This is a genomic window from Methanolobus chelungpuianus (assembly GCF_024500045.1).
GTDB classification, from domain to species: domain Archaea; phylum Halobacteriota; class Methanosarcinia; order Methanosarcinales; family Methanosarcinaceae; genus Methanolobus; species Methanolobus chelungpuianus.
Genome location: NZ_JTEO01000001.1, coordinates 20885 through 47581 on the forward strand (window position 1 = coordinate 20885; position 26697 = coordinate 47581).

At 49.3% G+C, this 26697-nt stretch carries 27 protein-coding genes; 17 read left to right on the plus strand and 10 right to left on the minus strand.

The features are described from left to right. Positions 1–2 precede the first annotated feature (2 nt). Genes PV02_RS00110 through PV02_RS00120 form a run of 3 tightly spaced genes read right to left on the minus strand, consistent with a single transcriptional unit; the run spans position 3 to position 2991 of the window. Positions 3–1175 (minus strand): acetyl-CoA acetyltransferase, encoded by a 1173-nt coding sequence (locus PV02_RS00110; protein WP_256621256.1) that lies wholly within the window; start codon positions 1173–1175, stop codon positions 3–5. A gap of 9 nt (positions 1176–1184) precedes the next feature. Next, positions 1185–2234: a hydroxymethylglutaryl-CoA synthase gene (locus PV02_RS00115; protein WP_256621257.1), complete on the minus strand. Its 1050-nt coding sequence runs from the start codon at positions 2232–2234 to the stop codon at positions 1185–1187. 16 nt (positions 2235–2250) lie between these two features. Then, entirely contained in the window at positions 2251–2991 is a 741-nt protein-coding gene (locus tag PV02_RS00120) for a helix-turn-helix domain-containing protein (RefSeq protein ID WP_256621258.1), read from the minus strand. A 133-nt stretch (positions 2992–3124) separates the two neighbouring features. Here PV02_RS00120 and PV02_RS00125 point away from each other — a divergent pair, with 133 nt between their 5' ends. The 4 genes from PV02_RS00125 (at position 3125) to PV02_RS00140 (ending at position 8832) form a co-directional block, all read left to right on the plus strand. Continuing rightward, positions 3125–3943, plus strand: coding sequence for a Dna2/Cas4 domain-containing protein (locus tag PV02_RS00125; RefSeq protein ID WP_256621259.1), 819 nt, complete (start codon positions 3125–3127; stop codon positions 3941–3943). A 238-nt stretch (positions 3944–4181) separates the two neighbouring features. After that, positions 4182–6086 (plus strand): phosphoadenosine phosphosulfate reductase domain-containing protein, encoded by a 1905-nt coding sequence (locus PV02_RS00130; RefSeq protein ID WP_256621260.1) that lies wholly within the window; start codon positions 4182–4184, stop codon positions 6084–6086. Between the two features lie 95 nt (positions 6087–6181). Next, a complete protein-coding gene (purH, locus tag PV02_RS00135) occupies positions 6182–7798 on the plus strand; it encodes a bifunctional phosphoribosylaminoimidazolecarboxamide formyltransferase/IMP cyclohydrolase (protein WP_256621261.1) in 1617 nt (538 codons plus the stop codon). 248 nt (positions 7799–8046) lie between these two features. Further along, a complete protein-coding gene (locus PV02_RS00140) occupies positions 8047–8832 on the plus strand; it encodes a helix-turn-helix transcriptional regulator (RefSeq protein ID WP_256621262.1) in 786 nt (261 codons plus the stop codon). A 6-nt stretch (positions 8833–8838) separates the two neighbouring features. Here PV02_RS00140 and PV02_RS00145 read toward each other — a convergent pair whose 3' ends face one another. After that, positions 8839–9762, minus strand: coding sequence for a UbiA family prenyltransferase (locus tag PV02_RS00145; RefSeq protein ID WP_256621263.1), 924 nt, complete (start codon positions 9760–9762; stop codon positions 8839–8841). Positions 9763–10142: 380 nt separating this feature from the next. Between PV02_RS00145 and PV02_RS00150 the strand changes: the two genes are divergently transcribed. Beyond that, positions 10143–10607 carry a hypothetical protein gene (locus PV02_RS00150; protein WP_256621264.1) on the plus strand — a complete coding sequence of 155 codons (465 nt, stop codon included), beginning with the start codon at positions 10143–10145 and terminating at the stop codon, positions 10605–10607. Positions 10608–10615: 8 nt separating this feature from the next. On the opposite strand, the gene PV02_RS00155 is transcribed toward PV02_RS00150, so the two are convergent. Further along, positions 10616–11101: a hypothetical protein gene (locus tag PV02_RS00155; RefSeq protein WP_256621266.1), complete on the minus strand. Its 486-nt coding sequence runs from the start codon at positions 11099–11101 to the stop codon at positions 10616–10618. A 107-nt stretch (positions 11102–11208) separates the two neighbouring features. On the opposite strand from PV02_RS00155, the gene PV02_RS00160 reads away from it, so the two are divergent. From PV02_RS00160 to PV02_RS00185, 6 genes are all read left to right on the plus strand, one after another. Next, a complete protein-coding gene (locus PV02_RS00160) occupies positions 11209–12252 on the plus strand; it encodes a phosphate uptake regulator PhoU (protein WP_256621267.1) in 1044 nt (347 codons plus the stop codon). 122 nt (positions 12253–12374) lie between these two features. Next, positions 12375–13010, plus strand: coding sequence for an Era-like GTP-binding protein (locus PV02_RS00165; protein WP_256621268.1), 636 nt, complete (start codon positions 12375–12377; stop codon positions 13008–13010). A gap of 5 nt (positions 13011–13015) precedes the next feature. Next, complete coding sequence (locus PV02_RS00170; RefSeq protein WP_256621269.1) at positions 13016–13378, plus strand: DUF2073 domain-containing protein; 363 nt, start codon at positions 13016–13018, stop codon at positions 13376–13378. Between the two features lie 14 nt (positions 13379–13392). Then, the gene (locus PV02_RS00175; RefSeq protein WP_256621270.1) at positions 13393–13905 is read left to right on the plus strand and encodes a hypothetical protein; all 513 of its coding nucleotides are present in this window, start codon (positions 13393–13395) and stop codon (positions 13903–13905) included. A 25-nt stretch (positions 13906–13930) separates the two neighbouring features. After that, positions 13931–14548, plus strand: coding sequence for a 6-phospho-3-hexuloisomerase (gene hxlB, locus PV02_RS00180; protein ID WP_256621271.1), 618 nt, complete (start codon positions 13931–13933; stop codon positions 14546–14548). Positions 14549–14558: 10 nt separating this feature from the next. Beyond that, positions 14559–15671: a pyridoxal phosphate-dependent aminotransferase gene (locus PV02_RS00185; protein WP_256621273.1), complete on the plus strand. Its 1113-nt coding sequence runs from the start codon at positions 14559–14561 to the stop codon at positions 15669–15671. A gap of 12 nt (positions 15672–15683) precedes the next feature. Here PV02_RS00185 and PV02_RS00190 read toward each other — a convergent pair whose 3' ends face one another. Beyond that, on the minus strand, positions 15684–16664 hold the full coding sequence (locus PV02_RS00190) for an NOG1 family protein (RefSeq protein WP_256621274.1): 981 nt from the start codon (positions 16662–16664) through the stop codon (positions 15684–15686). A 152-nt stretch (positions 16665–16816) separates the two neighbouring features. Between PV02_RS00190 and PV02_RS00195 the strand changes: the two genes are divergently transcribed. After that, the gene (locus PV02_RS00195; RefSeq protein WP_256621277.1) at positions 16817–17692 is read left to right on the plus strand and encodes a CBS domain-containing protein; all 876 of its coding nucleotides are present in this window, start codon (positions 16817–16819) and stop codon (positions 17690–17692) included. Between the two features lie 59 nt (positions 17693–17751). Here the strand turns inward: PV02_RS00195 and hisE are convergent, their stop codons facing one another. The 4 genes from hisE to PV02_RS00215 all read right to left on the minus strand — a co-directional run bounded on the left by hisE (position 17752) and on the right by PV02_RS00215 (position 22761). Next, the gene (hisE, locus tag PV02_RS00200; protein ID WP_256621279.1) at positions 17752–18051 is read right to left on the minus strand and encodes a phosphoribosyl-ATP diphosphatase; all 300 of its coding nucleotides are present in this window, start codon (positions 18049–18051) and stop codon (positions 17752–17754) included. A gap of 153 nt (positions 18052–18204) precedes the next feature. Beyond that, positions 18205–19491 carry a 3-isopropylmalate dehydratase large subunit gene (locus PV02_RS00205; RefSeq protein ID WP_256621281.1) on the minus strand — a complete coding sequence of 429 codons (1287 nt, stop codon included), beginning with the start codon at positions 19489–19491 and terminating at the stop codon, positions 18205–18207. 17 nt (positions 19492–19508) lie between these two features. Then, a complete protein-coding gene (locus PV02_RS00210; RefSeq protein ID WP_256621282.1) occupies positions 19509–20240 on the minus strand; it encodes a YkgJ family cysteine cluster protein in 732 nt (243 codons plus the stop codon). 1051 nt (positions 20241–21291) lie between these two features. Continuing rightward, complete coding sequence (locus tag PV02_RS00215; RefSeq protein WP_425438338.1) at positions 21292–22761, minus strand: DHH family phosphoesterase; 1470 nt, start codon at positions 22759–22761, stop codon at positions 21292–21294. Between the two features lie 107 nt (positions 22762–22868). Between PV02_RS00215 and PV02_RS00220 the strand changes: the two genes are divergently transcribed. The 5 genes from PV02_RS00220 to PV02_RS00240 are packed head-to-tail and all read left to right on the plus strand — an operon-like array spanning position 22869 to position 26679. Then, the gene (locus PV02_RS00220) at positions 22869–24356 is read left to right on the plus strand and encodes an NAD(P)H-hydrate dehydratase (RefSeq protein ID WP_256621283.1); all 1488 of its coding nucleotides are present in this window, start codon (positions 22869–22871) and stop codon (positions 24354–24356) included. A 3-nt stretch (positions 24357–24359) separates the two neighbouring features. Next, positions 24360–24542 carry a hypothetical protein gene (locus tag PV02_RS00225; protein ID WP_256621285.1) on the plus strand — a complete coding sequence of 61 codons (183 nt, stop codon included), beginning with the start codon at positions 24360–24362 and terminating at the stop codon, positions 24540–24542. A 17-nt stretch (positions 24543–24559) separates the two neighbouring features. Then, entirely contained in the window at positions 24560–25042 is a 483-nt protein-coding gene (gene moaC / locus PV02_RS00230; RefSeq protein WP_256621286.1) for a cyclic pyranopterin monophosphate synthase MoaC, read from the plus strand. Positions 25043–25095: 53 nt separating this feature from the next. Beyond that, complete coding sequence (locus tag PV02_RS00235; protein WP_256621288.1) at positions 25096–25959, plus strand: ribose-phosphate diphosphokinase; 864 nt, start codon at positions 25096–25098, stop codon at positions 25957–25959. 45 nt (positions 25960–26004) lie between these two features. Further along, entirely contained in the window at positions 26005–26679 is a 675-nt protein-coding gene (locus PV02_RS00240) for a hypothetical protein (RefSeq protein WP_256621289.1), read from the plus strand. The last annotated feature ends 18 nt before the right edge of the window (positions 26680–26697 follow it).

The following is a 26697-nucleotide window of genomic DNA, read 5'->3' on the forward strand; positions in this document are numbered from 1 at the left end:
GATCACCTGTTCCTCGAGAAGATGTGTACGACTGCAGTTGCACCGGAACCACCCACGTTGTGGGTCATTCCAACCTCTGCGCCGTCCACCTGACGCTTGCCTGCCTCCCCGCGGAGCTGCTGTACTATCTCAACGGCCTGCTTGATCCCTGTTGCACCCACAGGGTGTCCGCATGCTTTCAGGCCACCGGAAGTGTTCACAGGTATCCTGCCGCCTATGGCAGTCTCTCCCTGCTGCGTCGCCTTGCCGCCCTCACCTTTCTTTACGAAGCCAAGATCCTCAATGGCGCATATCTCCGCAATGGTGAAACAGTCATGTACCTCAACAAGGTCTATATCCTTTGGCCCGAGTCCCGCCATCTCATAGGCGCGCCTGCCTGCTACCACAGAAGCGTCCAATGTGGTTATGTCCCTGCGGTCATGCAGTGCGATTGTATCGCTTGCCTGTCCGGATGCTTTTATGTAGATAGGGGTGTCCGTGTACTCATGGGCAACATCTGCAGGTGCCAGTATCACGGCTGATGCACCGTCGGTAATGGGTGAACAGTCGAATATGCGCAGAGGATCTGCCACCATTATAGAACTTAGTACTGCATCCACGGTGATGGTGTTCCTGTACTGGGCTATGGGGTTGAACTGGCCGTTGTAGTGGTTCTTGACAGCGACCTGCGCAAGTTGTTCGCTTGTAGTGCCATATTTGTGCATGTGCATCCTTGCAATCATAGCGTACAGCCCAGGGAAAGTGGCTCCCATGATGCCCTCCCATTCCCTGTCAGCAGCTGCCGCCAGGGCTGATGATGCCTTGGATGAGGGCACATCGGTCATTTTTTCCACGCCTGCTGCAATCACTATGTCATCCATTCCGGAAGCTACTGAATAGAAAGCCTGTCTCAGTGCAAGTCCGCCTGAAGCACACGCCGCTTCCACACGTGTGGAAGGTACGTGCAGGTTCTTTGCCAGGCCGGAGTAGTCTGCAATGAGTGCTCCAATGTGCTCCTGCTCAACGAACTGGCCACCGCTCATGTTCCCGACGAACATGGAGTCTATCCTCTCTCCTGCAACACCTGCATCCTCTACGGCGCCAACACCGGCCTCTACAACGAGGTCCCTGAACGAGCGGTCCCACTGCTCTCCGAAAAGTGTGTTCTTCACACCAATGATCGCTACTTCTCTCATCTTCACACCTCAAGCCAACTTTATTTTTCCTTTGTGCCTTGCATACTTTGCATAATCCGCATATACCGGGTTTGCAAGAAGTTCCTCTACTTTGGGTGCATTGTTGCGTATCTCTTCTATCCTGTCGGTAACTGTTATGCTGAACGCGTCAGCACCTGCACCTGATCCGAAGGCGGTTGCAAATATACGGTCACCGGGCTTTGCCTGGTCCAGGGTTGCTGCGATTCCCATCATACAGGAGCCCGAGTAGGTGTTACCGAGCCTCGGGACGACAAGTCCGGGCTTTATCTGCTCCTTGCTGAATCCCAGCATTGAGGCTGCACGTGACGGGAACTTCCCGTTCGGCTGGTGGAATACGGCAAAATCATAATCTTCAGGCTTAGTATTCATTTTTTCCATGAGCCCTTTTGCTGCGTTGGTCACATGCTTGAAGTATCCGGGCTCACCTGTGAAGCGTCCTCCGTGTTCCGGGTATGGCATGCCCTCACGCCTCCAGAAGTCAGGGGTGTCGGTTGTGAAGGAATAAGTATCTTCAATGACTGCTGTGATCTCTGATTTCTTGCTTCCTATGATAAAGGCTACACCGCCTGCAGCTGCAGTATATTCGAGCGCGTCTCCGGGAGCTCCCTGGGCCACATCCGAGCCTATTGCCATGCCGAGGTCTATCATGCCCGAGGCAACAAGGCCCATGCATGTCTGGACTGCGGCTGTGCCTGCCTTGCATGCGAACTCAAAATCCGCCGCAGTCAGCACAGGTGTGGCACATACAGCCTCTGCAACTATCGTACTTGTGGGTTTCACAGCGTAGGGATGGCTCTCTGAGCCTGTGTACACAGCACCTATTCTCTGCGCATCTATGCCTGCCCTCCTGACTGCCGACCTTGCAGCTTCCACTGCGATGGTGGCTGTATCCTCATCCACATCGGGAAATGATTTTTCGAAGACCATTAATCCTGACTTTAATATTTCCGCATCGTCTCCCCATACTTTGGCGATGTCGTCTAATTTTATCCTATACCGGGGGATATAGGCACCATATGAGACTATCCCTACGCTCATTTTTACACCATTTGATTTATTCCATAACGTGGTACTCGCTGTATTTCTTCAGCGCCGCTACCATTTCGTCAATATCCATCGTCGTTGCAAGAAGGGGAATCCTGTCTATCTCGGCCATTTTCTTCGCCATCATATGCACCTCGCTTCCGCGAAGGCCGTGCATGACCACGGCACCAGGCTTAAGGTTGGTGACCCTGATGGCCACCATCGGCGATTTACCGGTGGTCACCTTGGTAAAGACCATTGCCCGCTCCGTGCTCCATCCATATAGCTTCTGGAACTCATGAGAGGAAAGTTCCAGAATGGCTTTTCTGCTGTCAACCACAGTGAATCCGTACAAAGGTTTCTCAACACCCTTGTGTACTATATCGGCTTCTATAAGGCTTGCAAGCTTTGCCACCTGAATTGGAAAAGTGTACTCGTATGTGGCATAAATGGCCTTTGATGTCTTCTCTGTAAAAAGCATCCCCTCATAAGCATGAATCTTCTGCCCTCCCCGCTGCGCGTCTATCTCAAGCAGAGCTTCGACTATCCTGCTCACTATGAGAGTGCCCGGGGATTTCCTCCTGCCGCTCTCATAATCGCTGATAACCGAAGGTGATACTCCCAGATAGCCGGACAGGTCTGTTTGGGCAATCTCGAAGTTTAACCGCCATTTCTTTAATGCCTCACCAGGTTTTTCGGACAAGGTGATCTCGCCTGCCATCTTTTCTGCCAGACGCTGGCGGATTATTCCATGCGATTCCTCTTCCTTCATGCTTCACTTTCCTAAGGATAGATTCACATATATATTTAACGAATGCCCTTTCGTCAATTGACGAAAGCATTATTTCCATACCGAATCAAATCATCTGATTATATATATTATGCTCTGTATCTTCTATAAAAATATGTTTCTTAAAAAGCATAAAACCAATGTCAATATTTCCGAACTTGTCCTCTACTTCTCATGCCCGAGGAAAGTATATTATGCCCAGAGGGATAGCCGTGCATCCGCTACACTTTCTTTTCCCCAGGTAGAGCATATGATCCTCAGGGAAACGGGTCTGTCCTACCCGGAACTGTTGAAAACGTATTCGTCAAAAGACGAAGAGCTTTTCAGGGCCCTGGAAGAACTGCTGTTCAGGACGGCTGAGGAAATAAAGTTCATACATCCGGAGGAACTGGCAGATGTCCCGGCAGATATAATAGAGGAAGCTACCGGGAATCTGCAGTCTGGTCTCAGGAACATTAGTGACAACCTCCTCTCCTTCTTACGCACTGAATCTGATACAGGACTGGTGCGGCAGCTTGAGTCCTTTAGGCCAGGCTCGCTTTTCCATTCTGAACTGCTTGGTCTCAGTGGCATACCTGCCGGCATTGTTGACATCGATGGCACTCTTTCGCCGCTGATAATCAAGACCGGCAGATGCCCTGATAATGGTCTCTGGGCCAATGACCGCCTGCATCTGGCAGCTCTTGCGATGCTGCTGGAAGAGGCCGGCGCTTCTCCTGTAAAGACTGGTATTGCAACCTATGCAAGACAAGGTGTGATCCGCAGGATGAACATACGTTCTGACGACCGCAGGCAGGTGCTCAGCGTGCTCCCCAAGGTTCGCAGGATCAAGGACGGCTCCATGCCTGACCGGAAAGAAAGCGCCCTGTGCGAGAACTGTGCACATTCTCCTGTGTGCAATGTGCAATCTTCCCTTGCCTCCAAGTTCTTTTAAAAAACCACATTCGATCTCAGGTTCAAAAGCCTGCTTTCTTTTCCATTCTGATGGATGCTTTTTACATATCTTTTGGGAGACACGGATTTTGAAATATTCGTTTTAGATATCCTCGCCCTGTGGAATTTGTGTAAATCCGTGTAATCTGTGTGAGGTTTCAGCAGCTATTTCGATATCCTCCTTTCAGGCTCCGGGTGTATCCAAAAAGTATTTAATTCTTGACAAATCAGGTTGCACGATGTCAAAGCCTCTTTATCTTGGTGAACTGCTCCTTCATTGGTGCCCCTCATGTAATGTACCTGTACTTGGAAAGAAATGCTCCTGCGGCTCCGGTGCAGGCCAGGTGACGATAACGCCCCCGGGGGATATCAGGCCCGCATTCGGATATGAGATCGGCCTTATCAATTCAGTTTCCACAAGACAGTTCAATGCTCCTCTTTTACCGGAGGACCGCGTAGTTGTGCTGAACAAGTCTCCCTATGATGACCGGATGGAGGAGATCATCGTTGATGGCGAGGTTGTGGGCAACATCAGGTTCGAGCTTGAACCTCTCAAATGGACGCTGCTCCTGAGAATTGCCGGTGCCAGGCGCATATTTGACAGCGCCGATCATTCTTCCCTGAAAGGATGGGTGGTCATAGACCATGGTGCCGAGAAGTTCATTCTCGAGGGCGCCAGCGTTCTCGCGCCGGGAGTCTTTGATGCCGATCCCGACATCACGGAGACCGATGAGGTAGTGGTGCTCACACGTGACGGAAAGGTGCTTGCAACGGGCAGGGCCCGCATGTCAGGTGCCAGGATGCTTGAAAGGGGCAAGGGTGTGGCAGTGAAGGTGCGCACCAAGGAAGTCCCTGCAGATATAACAGTTCCTTCAGGCGGCCAGACCTGGGATGATGTCGTCGTAGCAAATGAGAGATATCTTGAGGACTTTGCCGAGCGCTCTCGCAGCTTCATCCGCAACGTAGCTTCCTCTGTGGACAGGCCGGTGACAGTGTCCTATTCCGGAGGCAAGGACAGCCTTGCGGTACTGCACCTGGTGAGCGAATGTATGGATGACTATGAGCTCCTGTTCGCTGATACGGGGATCGAGTTCCCCGAGACCGTTCAGAATGCCCTTGAGGTTGCAGGACTGTATGGTAAGCCTCTCAGATCCATAAGTTCTGGCAATGCTTTCTGGGATTCCATAGTCAACTTCGGTCCTCCCAGCGTGGAGGCCAGATGGTGCTGCAAGGTCTGCAAGCTGGGTCCTATCACACAGATAATAGATGAGAACTATGAGGACGGATGCCTCACGTTCATAGGCCAGAGGAAGTATGAATCCGATACGCGTGCAAAAAGCGAGAGCGTCTGGAAGAATCCCTGGGTAGGCAACCAGGTTGCTGCAGCTCCTATCCAGAACTGGACAGCGATGCATGTCTGGCTGTATCTGTTCAAGAACAAACTGCCTTATAATCCTCTTTACGAGAAGGGTTTTGACAGGATCGGCTGCTGGCTCTGTCCCTCCTGCTCGCTGGCAGACCTTATAAGGCTCAAGGATACCCATCCCGAAATGGAGAGAAAGCTGAACAACTACCTGCTTTCCTATGCAAAGGGCATGGGTCTCTCGGAAGAATGGGTGCAGTACGGTCTCTGGAGATGGAAAAAACTGCCACCTCAGCTAAAGGAGATCGCATCCCGGAAAGGTATAGGTCTCATACCCCGAAGCGATGTTCCCGCAGTGCTGAACTTTACTGTCACTTCCGGGTACAGGCCATGTAAACAGGGTGGCGTCTCGGCAGAGGGTAATTTCAATACTGCTATCGATCTTGAGAAACTGGAGGCTACGTCCATGCTTGAGGCAGTCGGAAGTGCATCATATATGGAAGGCGTCGTTTCGCTGCTCCACGGCGAGGACAGGGCGCAGGTCTTTGCCTCGGGAACGGTGACAGCCCGCAGTGACACTGATAGGAAGGCACGGTCTCTGATGCACAATGTAGAGCTCTCGGTCAGAAGAGCACTGCTCTGCAGTGGCTGCGGAGTATGCGTGGGAAAATGCCCTCATGGTAAGATAAGGGTGCTCAGGGGAGCAGCTGTCATAGGAGAAGGCTGTACTCACTGCGGTAAGTGCATAGAGGTATGTCCTGTGGTCAGGTTCACTCCCTGACCTGCTACTCTTTTTTGTGGCTCAGTCCATTTGGCTTGAAGATGACTGACCAGAATATTTATACAGGATAGGCACCAATCTCATACGGTGATTTTTTGCTAAAAAGGGCACTGCTCAGCGTTTCTGACAAGACCGGAATTGTGGATTTTGCTCGGGGTCTCGAAAAGCTCGACGTACAGATCATTTCGACTGGCGGTACTGCGCGTATCCTGCGTGATGCAGGTATAACTGTTACAGACGTTTCAGAGGTTACCGGTTTTCCTGAAATGATGGGTGGCAGGGTAAAGACCCTTCATCCGATGATACACGGCGGGATCCTGTGCGTCCGTGACGACCATGACCATATGGGTGAGGCAGAGAAGGTGAATGTGCAGCTCATAGATATGGTTGCAGTGAACCTTTACCCCTTTGAGGTCACGGTCTCAAAAGAAGGGGTCCTGCTTGAGGAGGCCATAGAGAACATCGACATAGGCGGACCTGCAATGCTGCGCTCGGCCGCCAAGAACTATCGCTCAGTGACCGTTATCTGCGACCCGGAGGATTACGGGCATGTGCTCAAGGAACTGCGTTCAAGCGGGGTGGTCTCTCAGAAAACACGTGAGCAGCTGGCAGTAAAAGCCTTCAGGCATACTGCAGATTACGATGCGACCATAGACACTTATCTCAGCAAGGAGCTCCTTGGCGAGGAAGTCCTGCGCATGAGCTTCAACGAAGGTGTGACCCTCAGGTATGGCGAGAATTGGCATCAGGATGCAAAGTTCTATAAAGAGGTAGGAGTGTCCGGCCCCTCTCTTGCAAACGCGAGACAATTGCACGGTAAAGAGCTCTCCTATAACAATTATATTGACGCCGACAATGCCCTTCAGACCGTGAAAGAGCTCGGGCATGGAAAAGCTGCTGTTGCAATAGTCAAGCACAACAATCCCTGCGGCCTGGCCACAGGGAACACTCTTCTCCAGGCTCTTCAGGCAGCCTGGGACGGTGATCCCATATCCGCCTTCGGAAGCATTATCTGCACTAACACTGTGTTCGATCTCAAGGCAGCAGAATTCCTTAACGGTAAATTCGTCGAGATCATTCTTGCGCCGGGCTTTGAGCATGATGCGCTCGAATATCTGAGGAACAAGAGCGCAAATCTACGGCTGCTCGAGCTTCCCAGTTTCAACGAGGAGTTTGCGGTGGATGACACTTATAAATATATCATTGGCGGCATGCTGAAACAGGCCCGCAATATCGGCATATACGATAAGTGGGAAACCGTTACAAAGATCCCGTTCCCTGAGGAACTGCGCTCTCTTTCCGAGTTCAGCCTGCATGCATGCAAGTGCGTTAAATCCAATGCAGTGACCCTGGCTTACGAGTATGATGAAGGATGCTATATGATGCTTGCCATGGGAGCCGGGCAGCCCAACAGGGTGGATTCCATCAGGAAACTGGCAGCCACCAAGGCAAGGGAGAATCTGGCTGTTATCTATGAACGTGAAAAGGTCGATATGTCCTTTGAGGATTACTGCAGGCAGGTACTCTCAAAGTGTGTGATGGCCTCAGACGCCTTCTTCCCCTTTGATGACAGCATAGTCCACGCTGCTGAGAGCGGCATAATGTTCATCCTCTCGCCAGGCGGCTCCATAAGGGATAATGAAGTGATCGCCACTGCTGACAGGCTTGGTGTATCCATGGTGTTCACCGGGATGAGGCATTTCCTGCATTGATATATATTCACCGATGCCTGCAGAGGCACTTATACGGAGCTCTGCAGGATCTTTATATTCTTTTTTAAAAAGAAAATAATTTTAAAATAGTACTTTGTCTGCAAAAGGAGGCTCTAGAAGTCCTGTAATTTTTTTTACGGCGACAACATTTATAAATAATTAAACGTAGATGGTTTAATACAGGATTATACAGGATTCTCCCCCTGATCCCCAAACCTATATTTCCTTGAAAATACAGCGTGATTGCAGTGAAATCAAAAGGATTGCTGAGCATATTGACCTTTTCTGAAAAAAGGAAGGACATTCTATTCCTGCTTGAGCGGGCTCCGAGCACTCTCTCGGAAATAAGGGACCACTTCAACGTGTCTTCCCCTGAGATCTCTCCCCGAATCAAGGAAATGGAAGCGGCTAACCTAATCCAGCGGGTCGATAAACATTATCACATAACATCCATAGGGAAGGCAATAGCTAAACATTATAAGCCGTTCCTGGATATACTGGAGACCATAGAGAAGAATGAGTCTTTCTGGTCGGAACACCTTGTGGATGACATCCCGCTTTTTATGCTCGAAAGAATGGCAGACCTATATGAGTGCGAAGTGATTGCGGACCCGCTCGAGAACATTTATGAATCTCATAAGATATTCCAGCAGAATATTATTAAATCAACTACCTTAAAAGGTGTCTCCACCATATTTATCCCGAGCTATCCTGATTTTTTTGTTGACCTCGCCAAGGACAGGATACCTGCAGAACTGGTATTGACAGAAAAGGTATTTTCGAAGGTAATATCTGAACACAGGGACAAACTGCAGGTATTCTTGGACTCTCCCTGTTCGGAACTTTACATCATCGAAGACGCCCGGGTTGCTTTTGTGGTTACGGACTATTTCTTCTCACTCTCTTTGTTCTATGCCAACGGATCCTATGACCCCCGTAACGACATGGTGGGCTATGACGAGTCTGCACTTAAATGGGGAAATGATCTTTTCGAGTACTATAAAGGTATGTCCCGCAAGATCACCTCCATTTGAGTATATTCATGCCAGCATGCTGCCGATGGTTCTGAGGCCTACTATGGAGCTTGATTCCCCGTCCACCACGAACAGGCGTTTTGCTCTTCGCTCACTGCTCTCTATATCCACGGGATATGTAAAATTGTGGATGCTCACAATTCCTGCAAGGAGGCTATAGAACAGTATGACCGGCTCAAAGCCTATTATCCCTTTCAGCAGGAAAAGCAGCAGTATAGCATGTGATACCAGGTGCATGCAGAATAGTAATGCTCTGGTCCTGCTTTCTCCAAGGCTTACCGGGAGTGTGTTTATCCCTGCAAGCATGTCGCCCCTGAGATCTTTAAAATCATAGATGGTGGAATTGACAAAGAGTTTCATGCCGAAGAAGAGGAATACTATCAAAGTGGCAAGAGAGGCCTGCTCGCTATGACCCGCGATCCCGGCTATGAATGCTCCCCACGTAAGTCCCACTACAGTGTTCTTTATTCCCATGCCGCCCTTGAGCTTAAGCCTGAGCTTTCCCAGTTTAAGTCCTTTAGTATACAGGTAGCCGGTCACAAGCGGAAGAAAAGCGATAGTGATCATTCCTGCCCTGGCAAGGATCGCTGCCCCCACAACAAAACACACCAGGCATATGAAGAGCGTAAACTTTTTAGAAGCACCTTTTAGTTCTGTCCTGTTGACGGCATCTTCCTCACAATCCATTGCCCTGTCCAGGGTGTAGACCGAGTATATTATCAAGCCCCCGGCGATGCAATGTAGAACGATATGTTGTGCCTGTATTAGGAGATAGGCAATGTATATGCGCAACGCGCCTGAAATCGATACAAGTACCGAACTTCTCAGCAGACTGAAGGTTGCCAATAAGCTGGGGCTGAAGAGAATATTGTTTTGTTCGTACTTCCTGAATGCAAATCCTGGTAATTTTATTGTACTGTTAGAACTCATAATACTAAATGTTCAGTAACAGGGCAATATTATTTTCCTACTATAATGTTATACTATTGAACTAAAGTTTGCTTGCTATTGAAACCCAAAACATCCAGAATACGTACTTTTTCATAAAGCTTTGAAGGCTTTTCATTTTTTGATGCTGGCTTCTTGTTTAACGGTATAATAAATATGGGTTGTTATATATAAATCCTCTCAGATGCACCTGTTTCCCAGAATATCTCCGTATATTTCCAGTCTATATTATATGACCATACTAATCTTAGTCCAAGGTTAATATATATACGTCAAATAACAACTAACGAATTGCATAATCTTATCATGCCGCTCTCAGGTATCTGACTGAGAGAATGATATATCTGTGATATTGGGGCTTTATGTTGAATAACGAATGTGGCTGTAAAATCCCTCTCTATGGCTTCGGTGATGGAAGAATGGAGCACGATTCTCTGTATGGTACTTTATCGAGCCTTGGTTGCAGTCCGGTCTACTTTAGTGAAAGTAACGAATCCTGCTACTGGTTTGACTCAAGGGGTCTTAGCCTGCGCATCTCCGGGACAGATGAAATGTCCGATGTCAATTATCCGGCCCGCTTTCAGTCAATGCTGGAAATCGTATTCAAGTATATCTACTTCAATGAAACTGTTGACATTGCACGTTTTTCTGACAATCTCCTGTCCGGGGTCAGAGAGACCGTTAATTTTAAATGCGGTTTTAATGGAGGGATAATCATCTTTATTCCCTGGAGATCCATTGCCCTTATAATTCTCTCCGGAAGAGGCCCCGGAATGGGTGATATTGACATCATGATCGGGGATCGTGAGTACAGTATTCCTTGCTGAGGGATACTTCATTCTGCCGGGGATTGATCATTCTCTGCTTGGGCAGGTCCTTCTGAACTCGACCGTTCCGCACTCAAGAGGAAGTAACCTGCAAGTCCAAAGAACGCAGGTGCTATGGGTACTGTCATAAAGGAACTGTTCCAGACGGCCAGGGAACTTACCAATGTGAGCACAGCGCATACAATGAGCATCACCCCTGTAGTACCGGTCCTGATCCTGAATTCCAGCTGGTCCCTGCTGAGTTCGTAAAAGACAAGGATGATGCAAAGCATCGATGCCAGGAACCATGCACCGGTCCTTAACGAAGGTAAAAACCCTCCATAGGATAGCATGGACAGTTGCCGGATAACATTTACGAAAAGGGTGCCATACTGGCTATCAAAATTAGCGTACAGCAATGACAGCTTGATACCCCATCCGCTTGAGTAGCTGCTTGTATAGAAATAGAGTTCCCATGGGACAGCGAGGCATGTCACTGGCAGCAGTTTCCTCATTAGTGGTATTTCTTGCGGCTGGATTTTTATATGGGCCATGAAATATAATATTATCTTCTATTATATATTGTTCTCCCCATCAAAAGAGCACCTATATATACTACTAGATGTTCTATATATTCGTCAAAAACAAGGCCGTTAGAGGGATTATAATAGAAACAAGAAAAGTTCAGCAAACGGGTGGCTCCACATATATTATTTCCCTTCCCAAGACATGGGCGGATAAGGTCGGTATCAAGACCGGCAGCAGGCTCAGTTTATATCCCCAGCCGGATGGGAAACTTATCATCGACCCGATACATGATGCTCCTCCTGTAAAGAAATGTCAGATAGATGTTACCGGAAGGATGGGCGATATCCTCAAAAGGGACATAATAGCTGCGTATCTTGTAGGTTCTGACATCATCGAGATTAAAGCTGATCGCATCCTTGCGGACCAGAAGAACATAATCCGGGAGATGTGCTACAAGCTTATCGGCCCGGAGATAATAGAGGAGACCGCAAAGAAAGTGGTCATTCAGGATCTGCTCAATCCCGATGAGATCTCGATAAAAAAAAGTGTACGCCGGATGTTCCTTATATCGAATTCCATGCATATGGACGCAGTAAAGGCGATCAGGACCCTTGATACTGATCTGGCTCTGGATGTTGATCACAGGGATGATGATGTTGACCGCTTATTCCTCCTGACAGCAAAACAGTATCGTGCGGTGCTCAGGGGGGCAAAGCTCCCGGATGCTGCTGATGCTTCAATAGATGAATACCACGACCTGAGGATGGCGGCAGGCCCTATAGAGCGCATTGCTGATCATGCCCGTAAGATCGCCAGAGTGACTTTCTTACTGAAGCAGCCTATACCTGATGATGTAATGGACATGATAGAAAGGACAAGCGACCTCTCCAGGAAGATAGTTGAGGATGCTATAGATTCTCTATATAATTTTGATGTGGATCTTGCCAACCAGGTTATCGAGAGGGTCGCAAAGATGGAACCCTTGCTCACGCACCTCTACGAGGCCAGCCTGAGGATAGAATCCCACGAGTCAATTGTCGCTCTGGGAACCGTTGTCGACAGTATTGACAGGACCGCTGATTATGGTGCCAATGTTGCGGAGATTGCCATAAATTCAGCAATGGCACGGCAGAAATAACTATGTCCCGATATCTGGTAACTATTATTACTAGAGTCATATAATAACAATTATATTCCAGTGATCGTTTATACTAGAATAACATTCAAAAGATCAGTTAATTCGCCTCATGGAGGGAATGAATGGGCGTAATAAGAAAAATAAAAAGGAATTTTGCAGACCTCTTTAAGAAGCTGTTCAAAAAACAGAACGCGCGTATTGGTATATACGGACCCCCGAATGCCGGTAAAACCACCCTTGCAAACAGGATTCTCAGGGACTGGACAGGAGATGCTATGGGTTCTGTATCACATATCGCCCACGAGACAAGACGTGCAAGGCGCAGGGAGGGTGTGACCATAAAAACCAACGGAGGTTCTATCACCCTTGATATCATCGACACTCCGGGACTTGCCACAAAGATAGACTTCCACGAGTTCATGGAACAGGGTCTGGACGAGAACGAGTCCAAAAGGCGTGCAAAAGAGGCTACTGAAGGTGTGATCGAGGCTGTCAAGTGGCTCGATAACCTTGATGGTGTGATCCTTGTGATGGATGCGACAGAAGACCCCTTCACGCAGGTCAATGTAACAGTTATAGGCAACATGGAAGCCCGTAGTCTTCCTCTCCTTATAGTAGCTAATAAAGTGGACCTGCCTGAAGCCTCCCCCTCGACGATCAGGGATGCCTTCCCGCAGCACCCAATGGTGTCCATATCTGCCCTGGAAGGTAAGAACATAGATACTTTATACGAAGAGATCGCAAAGAGGTTTGGGTGAGTATAATGCAGGGTTTTCAGATGGATTTGGTCTCAGAGCACAGGCTCGCTGAAATGACCCCTGTGGAAAAGGTCAGGTTCATTATCGATGAGGTGAAGGAGGGTAAGATTCTTGTCCTTGAAAAGGGTTTAAGCCCGGAGGAGGAAGCAAGTCTCATTGAGATGACCATGACACTTATCGAACCTGACGGTTTTTCCGGTATAGAGATGGAAAGTTATCCCGGTGAAGTGGATACGTCAATTTTCGGAAGGCTCTTAAAGAAGAACACCCTCAAGACAAGAATGACGGTGATCGGGCCTGCGGACCAGTTGAAGACTCTCAGGAAGGACCGCAATATGATAAGTGCTCTCATCTCGACACAGAAGTGATTGCGTGAACCTTAATGCGAATAAAAGATGACAAAGAACCCCTGATATCTCCTCATCTTTCCCTCTCTTCCTTTGAAATGGGGAGAGATGACGTGAATGTGGTATGTACCTATGGTAAGATCTCCATATGGTTCGGGCGTCAGGTGCCCGATCTGGTGATAGGCCAGATACTTCTTGGAATGTCCGGGATAGACCAGTCAACCGTTCATGAGCTCGAGGTGATATGTGATTTCGATGAGATCACGTATTATGAGAGCAACGGGTATGTGCTTGTATCCTATGCAAGGACAAAAGAAGGTTACAGGACCACATTCAATATTCCTTTTTCCAGCAAGAAGGCCTTGTTCGCCCTTGCAGGCTACATAAGCAGAGGACTTAAGAAGGAGGACATCGTCGTGGACTGCTACTGGACCGGAGATGACTCTGACATCATGCGTTTGTATGAAGAGCTCAGCGGCATTGAAGGCTGGAAGATAAAAAACATCAACTATAAGGAAGATGTAAAAGATAAGAATTACGATTATTAATCAGCTTGATATGAGGTTCCCTATTATGGCAGATGCAAACACTCCCGAATGTACAGAATGTTATCATCTTAAATCTTCTATACTCCTTATGGCCCACCATCTTGAAAGGGTCGCACAGGAACTCGATGACGATTCCATAAAGCAGATGCTTTCAGCCATCCTGAAGGCAAGACGTATCTTCGTCCTGGGTGCGGGAAGATCCGGACTTGTTGGTCGTGCTTTTGCCATGAGGCTCATGCACCTTGGCCTTTCTTCCCACGTGGTCGGTGAGACAACAACACCGGCAGTCAGCACTGAGGACACCATCGTTGCCATATCCGGTTCAGGCCAGACCCGCTCAGTATCGGACCTTGGGAAAGTTGCCAAGGATATCGGGGCTACGGTCATAGCCATAACCTCCAACAAGGATTCAAAGCTGGGTAACCTTTCGGATGTAGTCGTGGTGCTTCCCGGAAGGACCAAGGACGATGCAGGAGGATACCTGGAGCGCCACATGCGCGGTGAATACACGTACCTCACTCCGCTTGGCACGTCCTTCGAAACCTCTGCAAGCGTGTTCCTTGATGCCGTTATCGCCGAACTCATCTACATCACAGGCGCATCGGAAGCTGACCTCAAGTCCAAGCACACCAATATCGAATAAGAGGGATACGATGACTTCTCCCAGGTTTGCACAAAGGGTGCTGAGCATCGACATATCCGGTATCAGGAAGATGTTCGAAGCTGCAGGGTCCAATGCCATCAATCTCGGACTCGGGCAGCCGGACTTTGATACTCCTGCCCATATCAAGCAGGCAGCTGTTGATGCCATTAACGAGGGTTTCACCGGTTATACACACGGGGCGGGCATCCCTGAACTCAGGCAGGCACTAAGCTCCAAATTCGAGAGGGAGAACAATTTCAGTGTAACTCCCAACGAGGTAATTGTTACCTCCGGGGCATCTGAAGCTCTGGAACTGGCTATTGCCTCCCTTGTTGACCCTGGTGATGAGGTGCTCATCGCAAACCCTGGTTTTGTTTCCTATAACGCCCTTGTGGAGCTCATGGGTGGTAAGGTGACCCCAGTTCCTCTTGCAGACGACCTCACATTGAGGCCCGAGGACATCGCGGAGAGGATCTCCCCGCGCACAAAGGCGTTCATCGTCAACTCTCCGGCAAACCCGACCGGTGCCGTGCAGAGCAGGAGTGACATGAAGGCCTTTGCAGAGATTGCCGACGACCATGGCATCACTCTCATCTCGGACGAGGTCTATGAGCATTTCATCTATGAAGGGGAGCATGTGAGCCCTGCCCGGTACTCGGACAATGTGATAACCGTCAATGCGACGTCCAAGACATATTCCATGACCGGCTGGAGGCTTGGCTATATTGCAGCAAGGCAGCAGTATGTTGACCAGATGATAAAGGTGCATCAGTATGTACAGGCATGCGCCAACTCCATTGCCCAGAAGGCAGCCCTTGCAGCACTGAACGGTCCCATAGAGCCTGTCGTGCAAATGCGCGAGGAGTTCAGGCAGCGCAGGGACCTGATCGTTAAAGGCCTGAACTCCCTTGGCATAAAGTGCGATCCGCCCAAGGGTGCATTCTACGCATTTCCTGAAGTCGATGACTATCTGGAAGTCGTGCGGAAATGCATCTCCAACGGTGTTGTCGTTGTGCCGGGAACTGCCTTCGGGAGCGGGGGGGAAGGTCACATGCGCCTGTCCTATGCCACGTCCCAGGCACAGATAAAGAGAGCTCTTGAGATTATGGAAAAGGTCCTTTGAAAGAAACAGGGATTACTCTGTTTCCTTCTCTTTGTTCTTATTTTCCTCTATCATTTTCACAAGCCTGTCCATGACCGCAGGGATGCCCTCCCCTGTCATCGTGGACATTTTCATGTCGACGAAATCCAGTTCCCTGAACTGCGGAAGATCGGACTTGTTCGCAACTACCAGTATGGGTAGCGGGAACTGCTGCCTGACCTCTCTGAGCATGTTCTCCTGGTCCTTGATCTCGTATCCGCAGGTCTCAGTGGGGTCGATTATGAACAGGACGACGGCCTTGAGATGCTTCAGCGCAGAGATGGCCTGCAGCTCAATCTCATTTCGCTCGGACATGGGCCTGTCCAGCAGTCCCGGGGTATCCATCACCTGGTACCTTTCATTGCCTATCATGAAGTGCCCTATGGACACGCCTTTTGTTGTGAAGGGGTATGGTGCAATCTCCGGTGTCGCCCCGGTAGCCTTTGATACGAAACTGGATTTGCCGATGTTGGGATAGCCTGCGACGACGATTGTGGGTTCATCATGTACTGCAGGCAGCTTCCTGAGCTTGTTGCGCGCCTCATTGAGCAGCAGCAGTTCCTTATCAATGGACTTCATAATGGAGCCCATGCGGCCAAAGGCCTGCTTCCTTACCATAATGGGGTCTTTTGAGCGGCGCATCTTTCCTACATGGTCCCTGGCCACGTCATGTATCTTGGCGCTTGCCCACTCGATCCTGCCCAGGGCCTTCCTAAGGTCATCGACACCTACAAGTATGTCTGCCAGCTCGTAATAGAAGGGCTGGACCCTGTCGAAGCTGGGGAAGCGGCGCACTGCATTTGAGAGGTTATCGGTAAGTATGTTGGCCGCGGTCAGTATCATTGACTCGTTAGCCTTGAGTGCTGTCTCCCTTCCGGTGATCGTCTTTCCGGACATTGCACGGGTGGCTCTCCTGAATGCCTTGTCCACGAGTTCATCAGATGTAGGGACAGTGTGGATTTTTTCAAATATCATAATCTCTTTACCTGCTCAGGGGTAATCACCTTTACATATAAATTAGTGTTCCTCCCCTGAAAAAATATATTCTTCAATAATATCTATCTGATATACTACAAATATATATATCCCTTTTGAGTATGTATTATTATTCAGGGAACGGTGATTTAATGGAGCTGGCTCCTATCCAAAAAGACATTCTGATCGCGTTAATTAATCTTCAGAGAGAGAAAGATCGTGCTGTAAAGGGCGAAGAGATCGCCGAACTCATAAACCGCAATCCAGGTACTGTAAGAAACCAGATGCAATCCCTGAAAGTGCTTGGGCTTGTCGAAGGTGTCCCGGGTCCCAAAGGGGGATACAAGGCTACCGGCGATGCCTACGAGGCTCTCAGCATAACGGCTATGGACCATGAAGCGGTGGTGCCTCTCTTCAGGAATGACAAGCTGGTGGATGGCGCAACTGTGGCTGAGATAAGTTTCACCACTGTCAGGCATCCTGACATGTGCCACGGTAACATAAAGGTACTTGGCAGCATAAAAAGCTTTGAACAGGGTGATAAGGTGCAGGTGGGCCCGACGCCTGTGAATAAGTTGGTGATAAGCGGGCAAGTGGTGGGTCGTGACGATACGCAGAACACCTTGGTCTTCTGTATAAGCGAGATGATCTCCCTTCCCAAGAAACCTGTAAAGAACTATGCCCGCATGAATATCATTTCCATCAATATAGGTGCCAGTATACAGGAAACTGCAAGATTGCTCGTAGATCACGGTATTCACGGCGCACCTGTGAAAGATAACGGGGAAATAGTTGGGATAGTTACTTTAACTGATATAGGGGATGCCGTGGCAAGTGGCAAGATGACCGCAAGGGTCAAGGACATCATGACAAAGGAGCTTATCGCAGTGGATGCCGAGACTTCCCTGTATGATGCCGTTAAGATATTCGACAAGCATAACATAGGCTTCCTGCTGGTATCTTTCGAGGGGGTTCCCCGAGGCGTCCTGTCAAAGAAGGATGTATTCCACGAATTGACAATATACTGACAGAAACAGGAGATATCGGTAAAACTGGTATCTCTTTTGTTACTTCTTCCAGTTATTTCTTATTTCCTGCGCTTTTTGAACTCTTCAGCAATCTCCTCAAGGGAGATGTCCTTTGCTGCAAGCATCACCAGCAGATGGAAGAGCAGGTCGGCCGACTCCGAGATTATCTCTTCCCTATTGTCGTTCCTGACTGCCAGTATGGTTTCGATGGATTCTTCTCCCACTTTCTCCAGTATCTTGTTAATGCCCTTCCTGTGATTCAGCAGGGAGCAGACATAGGAGTTATCAGCCGGCGTGTTCTTACGTTCAAGTATGACTGTGTAGATCTCATTGAGAATGGAAAGGTCGGCATCAGGCATGTTCACTCACATCAAAATAATATGGCGACGTTGGTGTAATCCATCACAATATGACGGGAGTGTGTTGGTATCCCAACGTCTGAAACTATCATATGAATTTTCTCATATATTTGTTTTGGTATAATTCTCCAAAAAAGGCAGAGCACAGTGTGCTTATATCTTTCTCGGATCAGTGATCTCTCCGGTAAGTGCGGAGGCTGCAGCCGTTGCAGGGGAGCTGAGATAGACGAATGACTGCGGGCTTCCTTCCCTTCCCTTGAAGTTCCTGTTGGATGTAGCCAGGCCCACCTCGCCATCTCCGAGAAGCCCGAAGGAGCCTCCCATGCATGGTCCGCAGCAGGGTGATTCCACCATTGCGCCGGCTTCCATGAACTGCTCGATATAGCCTGCCCTGAGCACCTTCATATACTCGGTCCTGGAGGCGGGTATTATAAGCAGCCTTACTCCTTTTGCAACGGGCTCGTCACCCATCATCCTGGCAACTATCTCTATATCCTCGAACCTGCCATTTGTACATGATCCTACAAAGACCTGGTCAACCTTGATGCCTTCCACCTCGCTTACAGGTTTAACGTTGTCCACGTTGTGGGGGCAGGCAACCTGGGGTTCGAGATTGCTTACATCGTACTCCCTTCTCTCAGAGAATACTGCATCCTTGTCTGACTTCCAGTAGGGGTCCAGTTTGAATCCGGGGATGCGTTCCTGCAGGTACTTCTCTGTCACCTTGTCAGCTTCTATTATGCCTGCCTTGCCTCCCATCTCGATAGCCATGTTGGACACTGTCATACGCTCGGACATCGGCATATCCCTGACAGTTGAGCCTGCATATTCTGCAGCCTTGTACCTTGCTCCCTCGGCGCCTACGTCGCCTATCAGGTGGAGGATGACATCCTTGGAATACACATGCTTCGGAAGCTTCCCGTTGACCTCGAACCTGATGGTCTCGGGAACCTTGAACCAGAGCTTGCCGGAAGCAAAGACCGCAGCCATATCAGTCGAGCCTATGCCTGTGGAGAATGCGCCAAGTGCGCCGTAGGCGCAGGTGTGTGAATCGGAACCGACTACAAGGTCTCCGGGCTTAACATGTCCCTTCTCGGGCATGACCTGGTGACACACGCCCTCATAAACGTCATAATTGATGATGCCCTGCTCCTTTGCGAATTTCCTGAGCATTATGTGATTCGCAGCAGCGTTAAGGGAATCTGCAGGCACCTGGTGGTCAAAGAGGATCACTATCTTGCTGGGGTCCCAGACCTTTTTCTCTTCCTTGTCCCGCATGATCTCATAAAACCCTTCCACAGCAAGGGGTCCTGTGATATCATGGGTCATTGCCCTGTCTATGTTGGCCATTACGAATTCGCCGGCTTTTACCGTTTTCCCGGAAGCCTTGGAAAAGATCTTCTCAGAGATCGTCATTGCTTGGTCGGTGTTGGTGGACATATTGATCAGTCTGTGATTTAATCCTTGATGTTGTGATCGCTTACTATCCTGAGGGTAGTTCTGTGACTGCCTGTGCTGTCATGTACTATATAGTTAATAATACCTTCCCGTATATTCGCAATGGCCTTATTAATATTTTCAGGTCCCTTCCGGAAACCCCCGTAGTTCTCATAGAGCAGGATCGTTTCCTTGATCTCTTCAACATACCTCTCAATGACCTTTCCGGCCATGACCAGGCTTTCTTCAAAACCTGTCTCTCCGCCAAGTCCCTCACATTCTGACACCTTCAGCTCTCCGTCTTCCATGTAGAAAGGATATGTGCTGCACAGCATGGGGCGTGCGTCGTATATGGCGCATCTGTTCCCTTCCCTTTTCTCCTGCATGAAAACGCAGTCCCCGTTCTCCCGGCGGGACAGCTCCCAGCCGAAGGTGTGGATGTTGCCCTGGGGATCTATAAGGTCCGTATTTCCTTTTTCAGCTAGCAGATCCGGAATATCAGACTCAGATTGTGGGGGCTTGGTAACAGAGCCGTGCTCAAGGCCTGTGTATCTGCATATCCTTTGTATCTCGGCAGGGCTAACTATGACCGAATTGTCCCCCTGCTCCCTGCGGCAGCATCTGCCGCACATGAGGCAGGAAAAGCCAATAGTGCGTACCTCTGCAGCAACCTTCTCCTTATCTGTTGTCTTTGCAGCCTCAAGTTCCTCTCTCAATGTCGCAATAAGGGAATCTTTGAACCCGGAATCCATCTCTGGTTCTTGGCAAGACTGGTATAAGCAATTATCTATTGGCAATTATGTCTTGAGTTCTTTCCTTCTTAGCCCGCCTGTGTTGAAAGTGCGATCGGGGGGTGCCACGGGTATAATATATACGTAATATTGCATGTTTTGTATTAAACATATAGGGACATATACTCTGAGTTGTGCATTATTGTGTATACGAAAAAGGTCACAGCGGGTTGTGCGCCAAGCAGGTGTACCTTGATTGTGTTTAGCGGTGTTCTTCCATCTGGATTCCTGCATGGTTATGGCCTGCCTGTATCTATTCAGTATTAAATGACTGTTCCGGCGCACTCTGACATATGCTGATGCCCCTGATTGGGGATATGTCACTCCTTTGTCAGCGGCTACGGTGCTATAAACCCTTATTCTCTTATGCAGATGTCTGTCACCAGCCCTCTATGCATCTTTCGCACTCTGTATACTGCTTTTCCGGATTTCCACCAATGCATGCGCCATCATATGGCATTGTATGTCAATGTATGCTCTTGTATGACTCTGTATGTTCCCCTGACCAGGTTCACATCAGGTCTTTTATGTTCTCTTGCAAAATGTATGCAAAATAGGAATGTATGTGTGATATGTATGACTCGTATGACTCGTATGGTGTCCCCCGGTATTACAGAGTGCATGGACTGTATGAAAAGAACTCTCTGCAGCGCTATAATGATCTTGTGTTCCGGAACAGGTATTTCATGCATCCTTCAGGAGTTGGGTTGCAGGTGATTATGTTAAAAGGTATGACCCGTGCGGAATGGATATGGGCATTTACAGTTCCTTTTCAGGGTAAGCACGATGCATTAATGGGCTTAGCATGTACATATACTGCAGTTTCCAACCATCTGGAAGATTATTTATTTTGTGATATATAGGTATATATGTGTTCATTATATTGTATATATTCATGTGACTGTTTTCAGCCGGCCTTATAAAGGCATCGTCATCAGAAAATCAGCAGTGAATAGGGAAAAGTATTGTCAATCAGGGTGAAAGCGGAGAAAGGAAAGGAAGAACGCAGGGGTCAGAGGTCGTCCTCTTCCACGCCCACGGCTGTGAGGAAGCGCTTGACCACGGCTTCGTTCACCAGTCTTAGAAGGGTCTGCCTGTCCTTTGCTGCGCTGAAGACCCCGAGGTCTATCCGTGCAGCTGCCGCATTGGCATGTCCTCCGCCGGCCTCCTCTCCGAAAGCGCGTTTCATGATGTCTCCCAGATTGATGCGGATATCGTTGCTCCTTCCTGAGATGAAGATCTTGTCCTCGCTGACACCGAAGACGACGGTGGTTGAGATGCCCTCAAGGTTGAGCAGGTAGTCTGCAGCCTGGGGAAGTGTGTCCCTGTCACGGATGCTTCCTACGTTAGACAGCAGGTAGCTCCCAATTACCTGACGGTTGTTGATGGCCTCTCCCAGCACGTCCAGCGTTTCTATCGACATGGAAGGGCGTTCAAGCTGGTCAAGGATGTCATGGTCCGAAAGCGGATAAAGGTAGGACGCTGCCGAGAGGTCGGCGGAGTCAGTGTTCCTCTTAAAGTCCATGGTATCGGTCCTTATCCCGTACAGCAGGGCTGTAGCAAGCTTGCTGTCGATATCGATGTTGAGCTCCTGCAGATACTTTGTTACGATGGTTGAGGAGGCCCCTACGTTAGGACGTATGTCTATGAACTCTGCGTCTATCTCAGAATCAGTGATGGGATGGTGATCGATAATGATACCTATGTGAGTATTGGTAGGCAGGGGATTGTTGGCCCCGGGGCCGGAACAGTCCACCATGGCGATCTTGTCATAGGATGTTATCTCTATATCGTCATACCTGTAAAGGTCGATGCCCAGCAGGTTCACAAAAGCCTTGTTCTCCTGGTGGCCTATCTCTCCGTGATAGATGATATCGGAGCGTATGTCGTGGGAATTTGCTATCGCTTTCAGTGCAAGGGCGCTGGCAATGGCATCAGGGTCCGGGTTGTTATGCACCATGATGGCCATCTTTTTGTTCCTTATACTCTCAAACCACTGAGCCATCTTATTGCCGCGCCTGAGCCCTTCGGCACGCTCAAGGGATCTTGAGAGGGATTTAGCGACCATTCTGGGAGGCATGATAACAAGGTCGGCACCCATGGATTCCATTTCCTGCATATTAATAACATCAGTGGCCCTGGCGACACAGTATACGTCCCTTGATACTTTCTTCCTGACATTCTCAAGGGCGGCTTTGTTTGCCTGGGTATCTGAGCTGAGAATAAGTATGCCTGACAGGTTCTTTGTGTTGATCCTGTCAAGGAGTGCAGGATCGCCCACATCGCCGACAATGGCCTCATACGCCTCATCGCGCAGGGTCTCGACCTTCTGTGCGTCCTTATCCACAATTATCAGGTCTTTGTCAAGCTCCCTGAGTTCCTTGGCCAATGCAAAACCGAAACTCCCACTTCCAAGTATGAGATAGGTGGGTCTTATCTTGATCCTGTCGGTTGTGGTGGTCTCCTTAGCAACGGCGTTAATATGATTACCTCCTTTTCATATAAAGGATGTCAGGTATATTAAAGAATTCCTAAAAGAAAAGACATTAACTGCTAAATAGAATGCAAACCAAGGATAAATAGGTAATCATGGAAGCTATCACACCATCAAGAATGCGGGCAGTGGACATCAATTGTGCATATCTGGGTATGAGTCCCCTGCAGCTGATGGAGAATGCAGGCGCGGGTATTGCCCGGGAGATCAGCTCGCAGACCCGCAGCGCAACAGTGCTGTTCGTTGCAGGCAGGGGTAATAACGGAGGAGATGCTTTTGTGGCTGCTAGGCACCTTTCCCTTATTCCCGGGTTCCGGGTGAGGTTGCTCCTGCTGGGCAGTGCGTCCCTGATAAGGACTGCGGAAGCGAGGACCAATTTCGATCTGCTAAGATACAGCGGGGTCGATGATGTGAAGGAAATACGCGATTCTGCAGACCTGCGTTCCTACCCCGGCTGGAAGGATGCCGACATAATCGTTGATGGTGTGCTTGGGTCGGGAATGAAGGGCCTTCCGAGGGAGCCGGAATCAAGCGCAATAGACCTTATCAACGCCGCGGATGCTTTTGTCATTTCCATAGACTCTCCCTCCGGTTTTGATGCAGGGACAGGCAGTGTGGAAAAATGCGTGAGGGCGGACCTGACCCTTACGTTCCATAAAATGAAGGCTGGCCTTGCTTTACCCTCCTCAAAGGCCCTTACAGGTGAGGTCCGTGTCCTGGGGATAGGTGTCTGCAGGGATGCCGAGGAATTTGTGGGACCGGGAGATCTGAGGAATCTTACTGTGAGAAGCAACTCCGCACATAAGGGCAATTCCGGCAGCATCCTGGTAATTGGAGGTGGACCATATTCCGGAGCACCTGCTTTTGCCGCCCTTGCAGCTTTAAGGGCAGGCGCAGACCTGGTGACGCTTGCGGTCCCCGGGAGCATATCCGGGACAATAGCCGGCTATTCTCCGGACCTGATTGTGGCAGGCGGCTTGCACGGTGACCGGTTATGCCCGGAGCACGTCCCTTTTATCAGGCGTCTCATTAGTTCAAGTGATGTTGTTATCATAGGCCCGGGTCTCGGGAGGGACGGAGCAACCCTTGAAGCCATCGGGCAGATACTGCCATTATGCAGGAAGGCCGTTATTGATGCCGATGCACTTTATCAGTTGCCCTTGCCTTTGCCGGATGGAGGCGAATACATACTGACCCCGCACGGGGGGGAATTCTTCCGCCTTAGGGGCAACAGGCCGGGAATTACTCCTTCCCTTCAGGAGAAAAAGGAACTGGTGCGCAGCTTCTCCCTGGATAGTCATGCTGTGACAGTACTGAAGGGAAGTATAGATATAATATCCGATGGGGAAGAAACAAGATTCAACAGAACGGGAAATGCAGGCATGACCGTGGGGGGCACAGGTGACGTGCTTGCAGGTGTCGTTGGGGCATTGTTTGCCACCAACAGCGCCTTCGATGCAGCATCTTGCGGCTGCTTTATCAACGGTGCAGCGGGTGATCTGGCCTTTGGCGAGAAGGGGTACGGGTTGCTTGCAAGCGATGTCATTCAGAATATCCCTTATGTTATGAAGCAGGAGTGGTAATGTATGGAACAGGAGAGCAGGAAAATAACCCTTGACATTGAAAGGAAGCGGATCCGGATGATCATCAGCCATGGGGAGGATGAGGAAATACTCAAGCTAACCCTTGATGAGGCAAGGGAGCTGAAAGAAACATTAAATATAACTATTGAGGATTACATGCAGAGACAGAACCTGCGCATAGACTGAGATCTCCCGGTGATCGTTTGACAAAGAACTTCACTCATATAGAAAATGACCGTGCCGTCATGGTGGATATAAGCAACAAGGATACTGTTGCAAGAAAGGCAATGGCCTCGGGTGAGATCGTTCTGGGCAGGGACACTATCGGGAATATCAGGAATGGAACCGTTGAAAAGGGCAATGTGCTCTCTACTGCAAGGATAGCTGCCATTCTGGCAGTAAAAAAAACCCCGGAACTGATTCCCATGTGCCATCAGATACCCATCACCAGTGTGGATGTGGACTTCTCAATAGAGGATGACCATGTATCTGCAGTGGTGGAAGTACGTTCCGTTGGCAGGACGGGTGTTGAAATGGAGGCCCTTACAGGAGTCTCTACGGCGCTCCTGACCATATGGGATATGGTCAAGTCTGCCGAAAAGGACGATACCGGTAATTATCCCCTCACGTGTATACGCAATATCAGGGTCCTTTCAAAAGTCAAAGGGACCAAAACTAATGTATGAGAATCGTTACATTAGCAGTACTATAAAAAATGGAACTAAAAGAGGTACATCATTTGAAGATCATAGGAGGACCCGCATCTCAGGCTCTCTCATCACGAGTTGCAAGGGAATTGAATCTGGAACCGACAGTATGCGATTTCACAAGGTTCCCTGACGGTGAGCTCTATACACGCATCCTGGACGAGGATGTGGACGAGGTCACTATAATACAGAGCATAATCACGGATTCTGATTTTGTAGCGTTGTTACAGCTCATAGACGCATGCGAGGACTCCCCGGTCATCAATGTTGTTATCCCCTACATGGGATATGCAAGGCAGGACCGGAAATTCAAGACCGGTGAACCTATCAGCGCAAGGGCTATTGCCCGGACCATTAACGCTGACAGGGTGTTCACAGTGAACGTCCACAAGACCAGCGTGCTGGACTATTTCAACGCTGATGCGTTTGACCTGGATGCCTCCCAGCTCATAGGCCAGCATATAAGGTCCATGGGCCTGAAGGATGCCCTGCTGGTCTCTCCTGATGCAGGGGCCATGGAGTTCGTGGAAAGGACTGCAAAGGAAATAGGGTACGACTGCGACTATCTTGAGAAGACGCGCATTTCCGGTGACACAGTGACCATCAAGACAAAGAGCATTGATGTGCAGGGCAGGGATATCGTGCTGCTGGACGATATGATAGCTACCGGCGGGACGATGGTGGAGTCCATAAAACTGCTTAGAGCTCAGGGTGCAAAAGATGTATATCTTGCCTGCGTGCATCCCGTGCTCGCAAGAAATGCTGTCATGAGACTGCACAATGCAGGTGTGAAGGACATAATCTCCACGGATACCATTGAGAGGATCCAGAGTTCTGTCAGTGTCGCGCCTCTGATAGCATCTACGATCAAGGGTATATACAATCATAAGCATTAATTATATAGAATAAATGCCAATATTTATCCAAATGAGGCATTTCACATGACGCTACCTGATAACTGCCCCCGCGACGGGGCATCCCATTGTAAGAAAAATGCCTGCCATCTGTACGTTGTTGACTGGCGCTCAGGAGATGAACAATGTATCATAGGCTACCGATCGACTCATAAGAACCTGTCAAAGTCATCTCCTGTTGTGGATAGCTATGCACAGGACACACGCCGGAGATTCGGGGACAGGCATGGCCAGGAGCCCCTGGGATCCTATCCGCGGGAAAAGCAGGTGGCTGAAGTAAGCCAAGTAGCTGCCGTTCAGAAAAATCCGGGCGGTGTGGAAGTATCTGTCGAAAAGAGGCAGACTGCAGATGTACTGTATACACCGAAGGTCTACGAAAGTACGGAAACTGTTCCTGCTCCGGCCGAAGAGGCAAAACCCAGGCACTGGGCGGATATCGCTCCTGTGAGGACCCTCAGGGAATCAGGCTCCATTCCACGTGATGAGCTTAAGTCGTGGCAGCGTCCTGAGGTCCGTTCAGGAAGTGCCCTGGAAGAGATCTCTGAGCTGCGTGAAGAAGTGACTGTGATCAATACTAAGAATACCACAGTGATCGAATCCAGGGAAGCAAGCCAGGAGCAGGCTTCCAAAAAGAGGAAATCGCTGGATGACGTAATGAACCTTGGTCTTCCTGATAATTACGAGGAGGAATTCTGGAAATAACCCTCTTTCTCTTTTCAT